At 71.8% G+C, this 14,810-nt stretch carries 12 protein-coding genes; 5 read left to right on the top strand and 7 right to left on the bottom strand.

Features of this window, described 5'->3' with window-relative positions; all coding sequences use genetic code 11:
* Positions 1-559 precede the first annotated feature (559 nt).
* Positions 560-1,270 carry a transglycosylase family protein gene (locus tag NUT86_RS38215; RefSeq protein ID WP_274739973.1) on the top strand — a complete coding sequence of 237 codons (711 nt, stop codon included), beginning with the start codon at positions 560-562 and terminating at the stop codon, positions 1,268-1,270.
* A 231-nt stretch (positions 1,271-1,501) separates the two neighbouring features.
* Here the strand turns inward: NUT86_RS38215 and NUT86_RS38210 are convergent, their stop codons facing one another.
* Positions 1,502-1,936: a CBS domain-containing protein gene (locus tag NUT86_RS38210; RefSeq protein WP_018091980.1), complete on the bottom strand. Its 435-nt coding sequence runs from the start codon at positions 1,934-1,936 to the stop codon at positions 1,502-1,504.
* A gap of 168 nt (positions 1,937-2,104) precedes the next feature.
* On the opposite strand from NUT86_RS38210, the gene NUT86_RS38205 reads away from it, so the two are divergent.
* Positions 2,105-4,051: a M3 family metallopeptidase gene (locus tag NUT86_RS38205; protein WP_274739971.1), complete on the top strand. Its 1,947-nt coding sequence runs from the start codon at positions 2,105-2,107 to the stop codon at positions 4,049-4,051.
* Between the two features lie 116 nt (positions 4,052-4,167).
* On the opposite strand, the gene NUT86_RS38200 is transcribed toward NUT86_RS38205, so the two are convergent.
* A complete protein-coding gene (locus tag NUT86_RS38200; RefSeq protein ID WP_274739969.1) occupies positions 4,168-4,785 on the bottom strand; it encodes a maleylpyruvate isomerase family mycothiol-dependent enzyme in 618 nt (205 codons plus the stop codon).
* Between the two features lie 97 nt (positions 4,786-4,882).
* Between NUT86_RS38200 and NUT86_RS38195 the strand changes: the two genes are divergently transcribed.
* Positions 4,883-5,875, top strand: a complete 993-nt coding sequence (locus tag NUT86_RS38195) for a LysR family transcriptional regulator (protein WP_274739966.1) — start codon at positions 4,883-4,885, stop codon at positions 5,873-5,875.
* On the opposite strand, the gene NUT86_RS38190 is transcribed toward NUT86_RS38195, so the two are convergent.
* The 3 genes from NUT86_RS38190 to NUT86_RS38180 all read right to left on the bottom strand — a co-directional run bounded on the left by NUT86_RS38190 (position 5,854) and on the right by NUT86_RS38180 (position 10,782).
* A complete protein-coding gene (locus NUT86_RS38190; protein ID WP_018091984.1) occupies positions 5,854-7,314 on the bottom strand; it encodes an SDR family NAD(P)-dependent oxidoreductase in 1,461 nt (486 codons plus the stop codon). The two genes, NUT86_RS38195 and NUT86_RS38190, sit on opposite strands and share 22 nt — an antisense overlap.
* 217 nt (positions 7,315-7,531) lie before the next feature.
* Complete coding sequence (locus NUT86_RS38185; protein ID WP_274739962.1) at positions 7,532-10,234, bottom strand: MFS transporter; 2,703 nt, start codon at positions 10,232-10,234, stop codon at positions 7,532-7,534.
* Entirely contained in the window at positions 10,231-10,782 is a 552-nt protein-coding gene (locus NUT86_RS38180; RefSeq protein ID WP_093635420.1) for a MarR family winged helix-turn-helix transcriptional regulator, read from the bottom strand. The genes NUT86_RS38185 and NUT86_RS38180 overlap by 4 nt, the downstream gene beginning before the upstream one ends.
* A gap of 139 nt (positions 10,783-10,921) precedes the next feature.
* Between NUT86_RS38180 and NUT86_RS38175 the strand changes: the two genes are divergently transcribed.
* Positions 10,922-11,422, top strand: coding sequence for a PPOX class F420-dependent oxidoreductase (locus tag NUT86_RS38175; protein ID WP_266440011.1), 501 nt, complete (start codon positions 10,922-10,924; stop codon positions 11,420-11,422).
* Between the two features lie 109 nt (positions 11,423-11,531).
* Here the strand turns inward: NUT86_RS38175 and NUT86_RS38170 are convergent, their stop codons facing one another.
* Positions 11,532-12,908: a nucleotidyl transferase AbiEii/AbiGii toxin family protein gene (locus tag NUT86_RS38170; RefSeq protein ID WP_274739960.1), complete on the bottom strand. Its 1,377-nt coding sequence runs from the start codon at positions 12,906-12,908 to the stop codon at positions 11,532-11,534.
* Positions 12,905-13,543 (bottom strand): hypothetical protein, encoded by a 639-nt coding sequence (locus NUT86_RS38165; protein ID WP_274739958.1) that lies wholly within the window; start codon positions 13,541-13,543, stop codon positions 12,905-12,907. Before NUT86_RS38165 ends, NUT86_RS38170 begins: the two co-directional genes overlap by 4 nt.
* A gap of 257 nt (positions 13,544-13,800) precedes the next feature.
* Between NUT86_RS38165 and NUT86_RS38160 the strand changes: the two genes are divergently transcribed.
* Complete coding sequence (locus NUT86_RS38160; RefSeq protein WP_274739957.1) at positions 13,801-14,796, top strand: D-cysteine desulfhydrase family protein; 996 nt, start codon at positions 13,801-13,803, stop codon at positions 14,794-14,796.
* The last annotated feature ends 14 nt before the right edge of the window (positions 14,797-14,810 follow it).

The following is a 14,810-nucleotide window of genomic DNA, read 5'->3' as shown; positions in this document are numbered from 1 at the left end:
GCGGCATTTTTGAACTCCTGCACCATCCGGCCCACTTGCGACGCGAGCCACATGAGGGTGCGTCCCACAGGGGCGGAAGCCGGCGCGAGCCAAACGGCGTCCACGGCTTTCACGACTCTCGCGGCTTCCTGCCCCCCGTACCGACGAACGGGCCCTGGCACCGCCAAGGACCCGTGCGCGGTGCATGCGTACCTGCACAGCGCGTGCACCAAGTGCGCCGGTTGCGCTCGGCGGACACCCCCCGGCCGAGCAGGTGATCGCCGGGCTCATGAAGGCCATGCGCCTGCGGCCTGAGGGGTGCGCCCCTGCCCGTCTGAACAGGTGCGCCGTCCGCAGGCACGGTCACGCTGCGACGGCAAGGGGGCAGGCCGGACCGCGGCGGCGCTACCGCGCGCTCTGCCGATAACAACTCGGGGCATGGTTGTCTCTTCCCCGTCGAATTCATGGCGCCGCGCGGAAATCGCGGTTCGAGCACCTTTCGAACGCGATACGCCGCGTAGGCACCAGGTTTCCTGAATGACTGCCAGGCAACTGCGCGGTGAGCGACGGGAGTAAAGGCATGCAATTTTCTCAGGTATCGGAATCGACGGCCCGGAGTGAATTCCGGGGCTATGGGGCACGGGGCATCACGGCAGCGGCCGTCCTGCTGGCGGCCGGTGCGCTGAACCTGGCAGCCGAGCGGCCCGCCGAGGCCCGGGGAGGCGGGTCCTGGGACCGCCTGGCCGGCTGCGAGAGCGGCGGGAACTGGCGTATCGACACGGGGAACGGGTTCTCCGGCGGGCTGCAGCTCGCCCACTCCACCTGGCACTCGTTCGGCGGTGGCGCCTATGCGTCACGGGCGGCGCGGGCGACCCGGGCCCAGCAGATCCAGGTGGCGCAACGGGTGCTGGCCCGTCAGGGCTGGGGCGCGTGGCCGGCCTGCTCGGCCTCGCTGGGGCTCAACTCGGCCACCGCACACCGCACTCCGCGGAGCACCGCGGCCCGCCCCGCACCGCAGCGGCACACCGCACCGCAGCGGCACGCCGCGCCCTCGTCCCGGGGCCGGGTCCGGCATCCGCAGTCCCATGAGAAGCGCTACAAATCGGGGCGCCATAGGAGTACCGGCGGCTCGGTCGTCGTCAACGCCGGGGACACGGTGAGCAGTATCGCGTACGCACACGGCTTTGGCTGGCAGGAATTCTACCGGCTGAACCGGCGCGTGATCGGAGCGAATCCGCATCTGATTTTCCCCGGCACACGACTGACCGTGCCGCACTCCGGCGCCCACTGAGCGCCTTCCGGAATTCCCGGGTACGCCGTGGCACGGCCCTCCGGGAATTCCGCTGAAAGTCCGCATCTGTACCACGCGGTGGCCCGCCGGAGGGGACGGGCCACCGCGCGGTGCAGGGTTCGCCGTGGGCTTTCCGCCGCCGAGCGGGCGTGAAGGGATGCGTGGGGAGGCGCGGTGCGGGCCCGGCCGGCAGCAGCAGCGGCCCGGGCGGACGGCTCCGCTTCCCCCGCGCTATGCGGTCGCGTACACCTTGCTCGCGAACTCCGCGATCTCCGCGTCGCTGAGGTTCTTGGCGAGGTTGGCCTCGGTGATCATCCCCACCAGACGGTGGCCGCCCTTGACGTCGATGACCGGCAGGCGCTTGATGTGGTGCTGCTCCATGGTCTGCAGGACCTCACTGGCGTCCGCGTCCGCGTCGATCCAGTGCAGTGTCCCGCCCATGGAACCGGCCTGCACCGTCGACGGATCGACCCCTTCGGCACAGCAGGCGACGACGATGTCACGATCGGTGATAAGGCCCATGAGCCGGTTGTTGTCACCGCAGATGGGCAGGCAGCCGACGTCCAGATCCCGCATCATCTTCGCCGCGTCGTACAACGACTCGTGTGCACCCACACAGTGCGCTCCGCCGGACATGATGTCTCGGGCTCGCAGCTTGGTGGCCATGATTCCTCCTGTCTCAGGAGTGTGCTTGCTTGCCTCGCCTTCGATCACACCACGGATGGACCGACGACGCTCACCGGGATGGCCCGGAACGCACCGCCGTGGCCGGGCGGGACCGTCTCCTGGGACGACTGCCGGACCGGGCGCCGCCTCCGGGCGTAGTGTCGGTCCGTGACGACGTCGAATCCCTTCTTCGAGCCGAGTGATCTGCCGTACGAGCTGCCGCCTTTCGCGCGGATCCGGAACGATCACTTTCTGCCCGCGTTCACCCGCGGTATGGCCGACCAGCTGGCCGAGGTGGCGGCGATCGGCGCCTGCGCCGGGCCGCCGACCTTCGAGAACACCGTGGAGGCGCTGGAGCGCAGCGGTGCGGTGCTGGGCCGGGTGTGCCGGGTGTTCTCCAACAAAGCGGCGTCCGACACCGACGAGGAGATCCAGGCACTGGAGGTCGAGATCACCCCCCGGCTGGCGGCCCATGAAGACCTGCTGCTGCTGGAGCGCCACCACACCCTCCGGGTACGGGCCGGTGCGCGGCTCGCCCCCGAGCAGCAGCGTCGGCTGCGCGAGCTCAATGCCCATATCGCCGCGCTGTGCACCGAGTTCGACCAGAATCTGCGGGTGGCCACCGCGGACGCCGCGCTGGTGCTGGACCGCGCCGAGGAGCTCGCCGGTCTGCCCGCGGACCAGATCGCGGCCGCCGCCGAGAACGCCCGAGCCCTCGGGCACCCCGGCAAATTCGTGCTCAGCCTGAAGAACTTCTCCTGCCAGACCGAACTCGCCGCGCTGGAGGATCCCGCGCTGCGCGAGCGGCTGCTCGCCGCCTCCCTCGGGCGCGGCATCGACAGCAACGGCCCGATCGCCGTCACCCTGGCCAGGCTGCGCGCCGAGCGCGCCGCGCTGCTCGGCTACCCCAGCCACGCCGCCTGGGAGGTCGCGGACCGTACCGCAGGTACCACGGATGCCGTCGAGGAACTGCTCGGCCGGCTGGTCGCGCCCGCCGTCGCCAACGCCGAGCGCGAGGGCGCGGCGCTGGCCGAGGCGGCCGGGGTGGCACAGATCCGCGCGGCGGACTGGCAGTACTACTCGGAACGGGTGCGCAAGGAGCGGTACGACCTCGACGCGGCGGCGCTGCGGCCCTACCTGGAGCTGGAGACCGTGCTGCACGACGGGGTCTTCCACGCCGCCGGGCTGGTCTACGGCATCACCTTCACCCGGCGCCCCGATCTGGTGTCGTACCACCCGGACGCCCGTGTCTACGAGGTGCACGACGCCGACGGCAGCCCGCTCGGCCTGTACATCGGCGACTTCCACGCCCGCGAGTCCAAGCGGGGCGGTGCCTGGATGAACTCGCTGGTCGTGCAGTCGCATCTGCTCGGGCAGCGGCCGGTGGTGGTCAACAACCTGAATGTCGCCAAGCCTCCGGCGGGCGAGCCGGTGCTGCTGACCTGGAGCGAGGTCAACACGCTGTTCCACGAGTTCGGGCATGCGCTGCACGGGCTGTTCTCCGATGTCCGCTATCCACTGCTGTCCGGCACCCAAGTGCCCCGCGACTTCGTCGAGTTCCCCTCGCAGGTGAACGAGGTGTGGGCGGACTGGCCCGAGGTGCTGGCGCATTACGCCCGGCACCACCTCACGGGTGAGCCGATGCCGGCCGAACTCCCCGCCCGGCTGCGGGAGGCGGAGAATTTCGGCGCGGGATTCCGGATGGTGGAGCACCAGGCCGCCGCGGTGCTGGACTGGGCCTGGCACACCCTCTCCGCGGACGGCGACGTACCGGGGGAGGACGAGGTGGAGGCGTTCGAGGCGGCCGCCCTGGAGCGCTACGGGCTGGCGATGGCCGCGATCCCGCCGCGCTACCGCACCGGCTACTTCGCCCATATCTTCAACCACGGCTATGCGGCGGGGTACTACGGCTACCGCTGGGCCGAGGTGCTGGACGCCGACACCGTGCGCTGGTTCCGGGAGAACGGGCGGTCGATCCGTGAGAGCGGTGAGATCTTCCGGCGGGAACTCCTCGCCAAGGGCGGCAGCGTGGACCCGCTCGCGGCGTTTCGCGCGGTGGTCGGACGCGACGCGGAGATCGGGCCGCTGCTGGCCCGCCACGGGCTGACGGGCTGACGGACCGATTCACGGGCTGACGGGCTGATCCACGGGAGGCCGCGGGACGTCGCGCCGCAGGGCAGGGGCCGCAGCCGCGCCGTGGTGGCGGACCGCCCGTCGGGCCGCCGCGCCGCTCAGCCGGCGACGAAGTGCTGATGCCGCTCCCCTTGGAGGCGGCCGGGCGGGAGCTTGCGGCCGTAGGCGACCAGCAGCAGGTCCTGGGCGGCACCGGACAGCGGTGTGCCGCTGCCGAAGGACCAGTCGAGGTCATCGGCGCGGAGCTGGATACCGCGGAGACCGGCGCCGAAGAACCTGGCCGTCCCGGGGGTGATCTTCTGCAGGAGGAGGCGCACCCGGTCCTCGGGGACGCGCCGGTCGAGGCCGAGGGCGACCGTGATGTCCAGGCCGTGCACCACGTCGTGCCCCAGCGCCGCCGCGATGCCGCCGACCGGCGGCTTCCAGGGATGGTGCGCATGCTCCCGGAGGAAGCCGGCGAGTTCCCGCGTCGAAGCGGCGGCCGCGTCCCTGCGGGCACAGTGGTCGGTCATCCGGTGGAGGTTGCCTCCGGCGCGGAGGAGTTCGGCGGCCATCTTGGGGAGCGAGTAGCGGAACCCCATCGACATATGTGCCACGACATCCCGCACCCGCCAGCCCGCGCACAGCGTCGGCGCGTCCCACTGCCCGGCCGTCAGACCGTCCAGCAGGGCCGCCAGTTCCCGGCGTTCGGCCGCGATCGCCGCCTTGATGTCCATCGGAGTTCTCCTCTCGAACTGCCTCTGGTTCCAAGGATCTTGCTCGCGTCGTGATAAGTCCAAGAGCTGGTCGTTCTGCTCTCTAGAATGACGCGTTATGGAACTTCGGCAGCTGCAGTACTTCGTCGCTGTGGTGGAAGAGGCCAACTTCACCCGGGCCGCCGCCCGGCTGCATCTGGCGCAGCCGGGAGTGAGCGCCCAGATCCGGCAGCTGGAACGGGAGTTGGGGCAGCCGCTGCTCGACCGCTCCGGCCGTTCGGTGACCGTGACGGAGGTGGGCGGGGCCGTCCTCATCTATGCGCGGGCCGCACTCGCCGCCGTCGAGGGGATACGACAGACCGTGGACCAGTTCAGCGGGCTGCTCCGCGGCCGGGTCAGAATCGCCCTTCTCTCGGGCGCCGGCAGTCACCGGTTCGACATGGCCTCCCTCCTCGCCGATTTCCACGACGCTCATCCGCAGGTCGAGATCTCCCTCACGGAGGACACCTCGGAGCGGATGCTCACCGCACTGCAGCGCGGCACGCTCGATATCGCCGTGATCGGCCTCATGGACGAGGAACCGCCGCCGGGTACGTCCTGCCAGATCGTGGTGGACGAGCCGCTCGTCGCCGCCGTCGCGCCGGACGACGCCCTCCTGACACCGGACGCGGAGCGGACGGGCATCCCGCTGGCCGCGCTCCGCGACCGCGCCTTGATCAGCCTGCCGCGCGGTACCGGCCTGCGCGGGGTGCTCGAACGCGCCTGCGCGGAGGCGGGTTTCCGGCCCCGGATCGCCTTCGAGGCAGCCGCCCCGCAGGTGCTGGCGCGGCTCGCGGCGCGTGGCCTCGGGGTGGCCGTCGTCCCGGCGCTGCCGGCGGACGAGGCGGCCGCCGCCGGGCTGCGGACGCTGGAGATCACCGCACCGCGGCCGCGCGGCCGGGTCGCCCTGGCGTGGCGGACGGAAGGGCCCGCCGGCCCGGCCGCCAGGGCCCTCCTGGGACGGCTGCGCGCCGCGCTCCCCGTAGTGGGAACGGGGGACGGCGCCGCGGCCGCCGGGGGCGCCCGCCAGGCGGCGGGCACCGCGCCGGATCACCAGGCCGTGGGCGCGTAGTCCTTCAGGAAGCAGCCGAACAGATCCTCGCCGAGCTCACCGCGGACGATCGGGTCGTACACCCGGGCCGCTCCGTCGACCAGGTCGAGCGGGGCGTGGAAGCCCTCGTCGGCCAGGCGCATCTTGTCGGGGTGCGGACGCTCATCGGTGATCCAGCCGGTGTCCACGGCGGTCATGAGGATGCCGTCGGTCTCCAGCATCTCCCGCGCGCTGGTGCGGGTGAGCATGTTCAGCGCCGCCTTGGCCATATTGGTGTGCGGGTGGCCGGCGCCCTTGTAGCCACGGCTGAACTGGCCTTCCATCGCCGACACGTTCACCACGTACTTGCGGCGCGCCGGGGCCGCCGCCATCGCCGGGCGCAGCTTGCTCACCAGCAGGAAGGGCGCGGTCATATTGCACAGCTGGACCTCCAGCAGCTCGACCGGGTCGACCTCGTCGACCTTCTGGATCCAGCTGTTGGTGGCGTGCAGATCCGGTACGAGCCCACCGGCGTCGATCGCGGTCCCCGCCTCGATACGGGCGGGTGTGGCGGAGCCGGTGGTCAGGGCGAGGGCGGTGAGGTCGGCCGCGGTCAGCGCGCCGGACGTGCCCGCGGCGGAGGGGAGGGCCGCGGGGGCGCCACTGCCGAAGTGCCCGAGGACGAGGGAGGCGGGCAGTTCTCCGGCGGGCAGCGGGGCGGACTCGGCGGCGATCAGCTGTCCGTACGCCTCGGGCGACCGGCGGACGGTCTGTGCGGCGTTGTTGATCAGAATGTCGAGCGGGCCCTCGGCGCTCACCGCGTCGGCGAGAGAGATGACCTGGGCCGGGTCCCGCAGATCGATCCCGACGATCTTCAGCCGGTGCAGCCACTCCGCGCTGTCCGGCATCGCCTTGAAGCGACGGATGGCATCGCTCGGGAAGCGGGTGGTGATGGTGGTGTGGGCGCCGTCGCGCAGCAGGCGGAGCGCGATATACATGCCGATCTTGGCTCGGCCGCCGGTGAGCAGGGCGCGCCGGCCGGTGAGGTCCGTGCGGGCGTCGCGGCGGGCCCGGTTCTCCTTGGCGCACACCGGGCAGAGCTGGTGGTAGAAGGCGTCGACCTCGACGTAGCGGGACTTGCAGGTGTAGCAGGACCGGGGCCGCTGCAGGATTCCGGCGATCTCCGTGGTCACGGAGCTGGTGAGGGCCAGACCCTGGGTCTCGTCATCGATCCGGTCGGGCGCACCGGTCGCCGTGGCCGCGGTCACCGCCCTGTCGTTGGCGGTCTTGGCTGCCCGGCGTTCCTGCCGGCGCCGCTGCTTCACCGTGCGGTAGATGCCGGCGGTGGCGCGCCGTATGGTGATCGCGTCCGGGTGGTCGACGGGCAGCGTGTCGAGCTCCTCCAGCACGCTCAGGCAGACCGCCATCCGCTCCGAGTCGATACCCGTGCCATCGGCCCGGCCTGTTTCGGTCACCGTCATCGCCGCTGCCGCTTCCCTGGGATCGTGTGTTCTATTCAAGCTTCGGCGGAACTGTACGTAGGCGGGGGCTGCTGCGCCAAACCCGGTGGGAGCGCGCGGGCCGGTCAGCGGGGTACGGGAGCGGCCGCAGCGCGTCACCCGGCGCCACCCCGGTCATGGCCGAGGGCCCGGCGCTCCGCGCGCGCCGGGCCCTCGTCATGCCGCATCCCGCCGGCCGTCACCGCACCGGGTCGTGGCCCAGCTCGATGTCGAACTCACCGTGTCCGGCGGCCTCCAGGCGCAGCGGGGTGGCCGCCGGCGGATAGCCGCTGGCGATCAGGGTGTACTCGCCGCTGTCGAGGTCGGTGAAGACATACTCACCGTCCTGACCACTGGTGGCGGTGCCCACCACGTTGCCTGCCGGGTCCAGCAGGGTCACCCGGGCGTCGTCCACCGGGCTGCCGTGCGCCGTGCGTACGGTGCCGCGGACCTGGGCTCCGGGCGTCAGCCGGACCTCGTACCAATTGCGGTTGCCGGAGGTGACCTCCACCGGGAGGGCGGACGGGCGGTGGCGCTCGGCGCTGACGGCCAGGGTGTAGCTGCCGGGGGCCAGTTCACCGAAGGCGAAGCCCCCGTCCGGGCCGGCCACGCCGGACGCCACGACCTCGCCGGTGACATCCGTGGCCACGACGAGCGCGCCGGGCACCGGGGCGTCGCCCTTCTCCGCGCGGACCTCGCCCGAGAGGCCGGCCGCGCCGCCGAGAGCCAGGTCGAACGACACCGGCTCACCGCTCACCACGACGGTCACGGCCTGCGGCTGCCGGGCCCCGGCGGAGCCGATCAGTACATAGGTGCCGGCGCCCGTCGTGGGCAGGGCGTAGCCGCCGTCGGCCTCGGTCGAGGTACGGCCGAGCTGCCGGCCGTCGACGCTGATCAGGGTGACCGCGGCCCGCGCCACCGGCCGGCCGTCGCCGTCCCGTACGGTTCCCCGGATCTCCGGCCCGGTCGTGCCGAATCCCCGGTCCGCGGGGGGCGCGGAGGCGCCGGAAAGGGCGGGGACGGGGTCGGCGCCCGGGGTACCGGCGGGGTCGGACGACCCGGACGACCCGGATGCCCCTGACGACTCGGACTGCGCCGGCGTGACCGCCGCACCGTCGGCACCGGCCGCCGCCGCACCGGCACCGCCCGCTGCCCCGTCGACAGCCTCCACCGCACCACCAGCAGACTTCGCGGACTTCGCCACGGCATCGGCCTCGGCCTCGGCGTCGGCCTGCGCACGGGCCTGCAGACCGGAGATCTGCCGCAGCGGGACCTCCTTGATGAACCACATCAGCACGAAGGCCAGCGCGACGACGATCGCGCCCATGAGGAAGACCGTGTGCATCGAGTCCGCGAAGCCGCGCTTGAACGGCTCGGCCAGCCGCGGGTCCAGGTGCTGGATGAACGACGAATCGCTGAGCACGCCCGAGGAGTCCGCGTTGCCGGGGTGCTTGAGCATGTCCAGCACGGGCTTGTTGGCGGGGTCGTGCAGCACCGCGGGATCGTGCAGCGCGGCCTGGAAGCGCTCGGTGGACACCGCGTCCTTGAACGCCGCGGAGATCTTGTCACCGACCGTGCTGAACAGCACCGACAGGAAGACCGCGGTACCGGCGGTGGCGCCCATCTGCCGGAAGAACGTGGACGAGGCGGTCGCCACGCCCATGTCCCGCGGCGGCACCGCGTTCTGCACCGCGAGCACCAGCGTCTGCATACAGCCGCCCAGGCCGAGGCCGAAGACCAGCATGTAGATCATGGTCTCCCACAGCGGGGTGTCCCACTGGACCCGGAAGTGGAAGAGCAGCATCGCCGCGATCATCAGCGCGGTCCCGATGATCGGGAAGATCTTGTAGCGGCCGGTCTTGGCGGTGATCTGGCCCGACGCGATCGAGGCGATGAACATGCCCGCCATCAGCGGCAGCATTTGCAGACCCGAGCTGGTGGGGCTGGCGCCCTTCACGATCTGGAGGTACTGCGGGATCATCAGCATCCCGCCGAACATCCCCATACCGATCAGCACGGACAGCACACTGGTCTTGCTGAAGGTGCCGTTGCGGAACAGCCGCATCGGGATCAGTGCGTCGTCGCCGATCCACCGCTCGACGAAGATCCAGGCGATGATACCGACGACACCGATCACATAGCAGGCGATCGACCGGGACGAGTCCCAGCCCCACTCCCGGCCCTGCTCCGCGACGAGCAGCAGCGGCACCACACCGACGGAGAGGGTGAGCGCTCCCCACCAGTCGATGCGGTGGTCGCGCCGGGTGTGCGGAATGTTGAGGACCTTGGCGACCACGAACAGCGCGATGATCCCGATCGGGACGTTGACCAGGAAGACCCAGCGCCAGCCGGTGATGCCCAGCAGCTGGTCCTGTCCGGCGAGGGCCCCGCCGATCAGCGGCCCGGCCACACTGGACGTGGCGAAGGTGCCCAGCATGTAGCCCTGGTAGCGGGCGCGTTCCCGGGGCGGGACGATGTCACCGATGATCGCCAGTGCCAGCGACATCAGACCGCCGGCGCCCAGGCCCTGCACCGCCCGGAACGCGGCGAGTCCGGTCATCGAGGTGGAGAAGGTGCACAGCACCGACCCCACGACGAAGATGGTGATCGCGGCCAGGTAGTACGGCTTGCGGCCGTACAGGTCGGACAGCTTGCCGTAGAGCGGCGTGGCGATCGTCGAGGTGATCAGATAGGCGGTGGTCGCCCAGGCCTGCTGGCTGAGGCCGTGCAGATCGTCGGAGATGGTCCGGATAGAGGTGCTGACGATGGTCTGGTCGAGCGCGGCAAGGAACATCCCCAGCATCAAACCGCTGAGAATGGTGAGGATCTGACGGTGGCTCAGGATTCCTGGTCCGGATATCTCCTCGGTTCCCGCCCCGGGCGGGGAGGTGGCGGTGCTCATGTACGTAGCTCTCCCTGCTCCACGGCGGCACCCTGGTCTCCCCCGGGACCCAGCCGTGTGTGTTGTCGTTCTGCCATGTCCTCGTTGAGCCGGCCCAGCAAGCGGATCAGGTCGGCCCGGTCCTGGGGCGACCACGGTCCGAGAAGCGCGGCCAGTTCCGCGTCGCGCTGCCTGCGGTAGTGCGCGAACGCGGCGCGCCCCGCCTCGGTCGCGGCCAGCAACGACCCGCGGCGGTCCTCCGGATCGGGGCGCCGGGTCACCAGGCCCCGCTCCACCAGCGAGCGCACCTGACGGCTGACGGTCGACAGATCGAGGAACGCATCGGCGGCCAGATCGGTCGCCCGCTGGTCCCCGCCGACCACCAGCCGTGCCAGCAGCACCCGGTCGGCAGCGCCGCCGTCGCTCTTGGCGCGCTGCTTCCAGGCCGCGATCAGCCGCGAGAAGCGGACGATCTCCGTTCCCAGCCCGGCGGCCGCCTCGTCCAGCCCTGATGAGGCGGTGACTTGCGGAGCAGCCTCGTCACAGGCATGGACCGTGCCCTTGCTCATCGTCGTGATCCTTCGCGGTGATGTTGTCGGCCCGTGGGATACCTTGCTTGTATCCAGCAAGCATAGCGGCCGAAATCAGCTGCGCCGCACCGCCCAACACCGGCTCGCGGGAGAGGGTATGGGGCGCGGGGGAGCGGACATGCCCCCGTATATGCTCCGCCACGCCCCGCGCGAGCGGTGCATGTCCACCCAGCGGCGGGAGAAGACCGGACAGGCCCCGCCCCCTCCGACCGGCCGGGAGACCCTTGTGCACCTTCCCTCTGAACTGCTCGCGCTGCTGCGCCTGCCGAGCACCTGCTATCTGGCCACCTCGATGCCCGACGGTTCCCCTCAGTTGACCCAGACCTGGGTCGACACCGACGGCACACATGTGCTGATCAACAGCGTCCGGGGCCATGTCAAAACCCGGAACATCGGGCGCGATCCCCGTGTGGCCGTCGCCGTCTCCGACCCGGACAACCCCTCGCGCTTCTTCCAGGTGCGCGGCCGGGTGATCGAGACCACGACCGAGGGCGCGGTCGAGCACGTCGAGAAGCTCGCCCAGAAGTACCTCGGTGAGCCCTACCCCTGGTACGGGGGCCGCGACGAGGAACGCGTGCTCTTCGTCATCGCGCCGGAGAGCATCAGCAGCATGGGGTAGGGCGCGTCGCTCGGAGCAGCCCGGGGGCCGCGGTGTCGCAGGGGTGCTTCGGTTCGACGGCCCTCGACGGCGGGCGCCCGCTCAGCCCGACGTGCGGTCCCGTCCCCGCTCAGCCCGACGTGCCGGTCCCGTCCCCGCCCAGCTGCCGCACCACCTCGTCCGGATCGCCGAGCAGCCACGGCCGCCGGGCGACCGTCGGATGGCCCGTGCGGAACGCCGCCACCACGGCGGCCGCATCCCGCAGAGCACATCGGTCACGACCGGACACCTCCCGTGTGACGACGACCGCGTTGCCGAACGGCGCGCCCCACTCCAGCAGCAGGTCCTGCACCGCGTCCATGCCCCGCTCGGCAAGGACGCCCGCGCATTCCGCGGTCAGCGACGCGAACCAGGCCGCCCGTTGCTGGTAGGCGGCGGTGGCGCCACTGCCGTCATCCGTCGCGAAGGTGGGCCCCAGAGCCGTCACGAGGCGCTGGACGTACTCGTGCTCCACGGACGGGCCCGGCGCCGTGAACCCGGTACGGTCCGGGTACTCCTTGCGGAGTTCGAACCAGTCGCGTTCGATCCCGCAGAGGGTCTCCGGCAGCACCGGATTCCGGTCGAAGACGCCGCCGTCCACACCCCGGAACACCTCACGCAACAGGGGAAACGGCAGCTCTGTGCTCTCCGCGAGCAGCACGGCGTCGTAGAGGTCCTTGCCCTCGGGGTGCATGTCGCTCACCAGCCAGAGAACCTTCCAGGCGAGCGACAGCGCACGGGTCGCCGCGCGAACCACCACCGGTGCCGTGCCCTGCGGTCCGCGGATCTCGGCCGGCTCCGCGGGCGCGGGCAGGTGCTCGTTGAAGACGAAGTCGAGCTGCACGCTTCCCGCCGGTACCCCGTCGGCCACGGCCGTCCACGGGATGACGAGCCGCCGGCCCGGCACCCGGTCGTACGACCAGATCTCGTCGCCGACCGCGGCCCGCGCGTCCAGGCGTACCGGACCGCCGCGGTGGGACAGCTCCTCCGCCGCGGCGGCGATGCCGTCGAGCATCCGGTCCGTACGGGCGTCCGCGAGCTGCCAGGTCTCCGGCACCACGACGAAGTCGAGATCCCCCGGCTCGCGCGCCGCTTCCCCGAACCACGACGCGAGCAGCATGCTGCCGCGGAGGACCAGGTGGCCGGCCCACGGGGACTGCGCGATCGCGGCCAGCACATGATGCAGCGCATGCCGCCGTGCCGCGTACCAGCGCGCGCCGGCCGACGCGTCCGCGAAGCTCGGCTCGCCCAGGCGCATCCCGAAGACATGGTGGGCCGCCGCGGGGTCGAACACCGGGCGCTGCACCACACCGTCGTCCGGTACGGGAAGCAGCGTGGCCGGCAGATCCATCCGCGCCCGTGTCGCCTCGTCCGGCCGGGCCCGGGGCACGACCGCCGTGTCCGCCCACGGTCCGAACCGGAACTCCCGCCACTGCGCCGCCGCACCCGTCTCGTCGGTCCCCGTCATGAGCCGTTCCTCTCCCCCGCCACTGCGCACTCCTCGTCCAGCCAGCCCGCGTCCAGCGCCAGATTCCCGTCGTGGACCACGAACTCCCGCTCGACGGAGGCTATCCGGTGTCCCGCGGCACGCAGCTGCCCCGACAGGGCGTCCAGCCGCTGCCCCGCCGTCGCCAGGCCCACCCTCCGGCACCGCTGGGTCACAAAGCGCTCCACCCGGCCGTCGGACCGTGCCCGCCGTGCGTTGCGCGAGAGGTGCGCGCCGTGCGCGACGGCGAGGGCGAGCAGGGAGCCGACGGGAGCGGAGCGCGCCAGTACCAGCTTGAGGTGATGCTCGAAGTAGTAGTCGGGGCCGAGGTCCGCCGCCTCCTCGTCCGTACCGGGTACGCCGTCGCTCCACGGTGTGGCCTCGATCTTCGTCCGCACCACGTCGAACCCCGCGGCCCGCAGCCCGGCCGCCTTCGCGACGGCCTCGGCCCGGACCTCCTCGTACGTCCCGGCCCCGTGCAGCGTCAGCATCGGCTGTGAGGGCACCTCCCCCTGTTCCAGGAGGATGTGGACGCACTTCAGGTGATGTGCCGCCGCATAGGCGGCCAGTTGCCCGGCCGCCTCGTGGTGCCCGTCGTCCCGGACGGTGAGATGCACCTCGAACTCCCCCACGAAAGCAGGCCTGCCGGCCGCTTCCGCCCCGCATCCGGGCACTGCCGCCCCGCCACTCGTTCGCATCCCGAGATGATCACACAGCATCCGGCGGCGGTGCCGTGGCGCCGTCCGCCGGGCCGCTTCAGGTGACGGCGGGATACGGGAGGGAGCAGACGGCGGCTGAGCGGGACCCGCCGCCGGGTACGGCATGGCACGCTTGCCGGCGGACCGGCACCGCAGGCAGACGGAAGGACATGACGATGAGTGCGGACAGCGGCACCCCCCGGCGGGCAGCGCTCGCGACCTGGCCGACCCCGCTGGAGCCGGCGCCGCGGCTGGCCCGCGCGCTGGGGCTCGGCGCGGACGACCTCTGGGTCAAGCGCGAGGACCTCACCGGTCTCGGTGGCGGCGGGAACAAGGTCCGGAAACTGGAGTGGATCTGCGGTGCGGCGCTCGCCGAGGGCGCCACGACCCTGGTGACGACCGGCGCCGCGCAGAGCAACCACGCCCGGCTGACCGCGGCCGCCGGCGCGCGGCTCGGGCTCGATGTGGTCCTGGTGCTGGCCGGTGCGGCCGGCTCCTCGACCTCCGGGAACCTCGTCCTCGACGGCCTCTTCGGGGCCACCGTCGTCTGGGCCGGGGAGGTAGGGGGCACACAACTCGCGGCCGCGGCGGAGGAGGTGGCCCAGCGGCTCCGCGAGCGGGGAGCCGTCCCGGCGCTGATTCCGCTGGGTGGTTCCAGCCCGCTGGGTGCGTACGGCTATGCCGAGTGCGGGCGCGAACTCCTCGGCCAGGCCCCTGACCTGGACACCGTCGTCGTCGCCCTGGGATCCGGTGGCACGATGGCCGGCCTGGTGGACACCCTCGGCCCCGGGAAGGTGCTGGGCGTCGACTGCGGCGCGGTGCCCGACCCGGCGGACACGGTCACCGGCCTGGTCACCGCGCTGTCCGGCACCGTCCACGCACCGGAGACCCTGCGTCTGCGGCGGGAGCAAGTCGGCGCCGGTTACAGCACATTGACCGAGGAGTCGATGGACGCCCTGACGCTGGCGGGCCGTACGGAGGGCATCGCGCTCGACCCGGTCTACACCGGGCGTGCGCTGGCCGGACTGCGGGCGGCGGTGCGGGACGGGAGCGTGGCTCCTGGGCAACGCACCGTCCTGCTGCACTCCGGCGGGCTGCCCGGTCTGTTCGGCCACAGCGACGCCGTCGCCCGGTGCCAGGAAGCGCTCACGGTCCTTCCGGTCCACGAGTGAGCACGGCGGGGCGG

Source organism: Streptomyces sp. G7(2002), assembly GCF_028870195.1.
In the GTDB taxonomy this organism is placed as follows: domain Bacteria; phylum Actinomycetota; class Actinomycetes; order Streptomycetales; family Streptomycetaceae; genus Streptomyces; species Streptomyces nigrescens.
Note: the sequence above shows the minus strand (reverse complement) of the source record. Positions and strands in the feature narration are given on the sequence as shown.

Coding starts and splice junctions, on each gene's coding strand:
- NUT86_RS38160 (WP_274739957.1), top strand. CDS start 13,801: ATGAGTGCGGACAGCGGCACCCCCCGGCGGGCAGCGCTCGCGACCTGG.
- NUT86_RS38215 (WP_274739973.1), top strand. CDS start 560: ATGCAATTTTCTCAGGTATCGGAATCGACGGCCCGGAGTGAATTCCGG.
- NUT86_RS38200 (WP_274739969.1), bottom strand. CDS start 4,785: ATGGACATCAAGGCGGCGATCGCGGCCGAACGCCGGGAACTGGCGGCC.
- NUT86_RS38175 (WP_266440011.1), top strand. CDS start 10,922: ATGCCCCCGTATATGCTCCGCCACGCCCCGCGCGAGCGGTGCATGTCC.
- NUT86_RS38180 (WP_093635420.1), bottom strand. CDS start 10,782: ATGAGCAAGGGCACGGTCCATGCCTGTGACGAGGCTGCTCCGCAAGTC.
- NUT86_RS38190 (WP_018091984.1), bottom strand. CDS start 7,314: ATGACGGTGACCGAAACAGGCCGGGCCGATGGCACGGGTATCGACTCG.
- NUT86_RS38195 (WP_274739966.1), top strand. CDS start 4,883: ATGGAACTTCGGCAGCTGCAGTACTTCGTCGCTGTGGTGGAAGAGGCC.
- NUT86_RS38170 (WP_274739960.1), bottom strand. CDS start 12,908: ATGACGGGGACCGACGAGACGGGTGCGGCGGCGCAGTGGCGGGAGTTC.
- NUT86_RS38210 (WP_018091980.1), bottom strand. CDS start 1,936: ATGGCCACCAAGCTGCGAGCCCGAGACATCATGTCCGGCGGAGCGCAC.
- NUT86_RS38185 (WP_274739962.1), bottom strand. CDS start 10,234: ATGAGCACCGCCACCTCCCCGCCCGGGGCGGGAACCGAGGAGATATCC.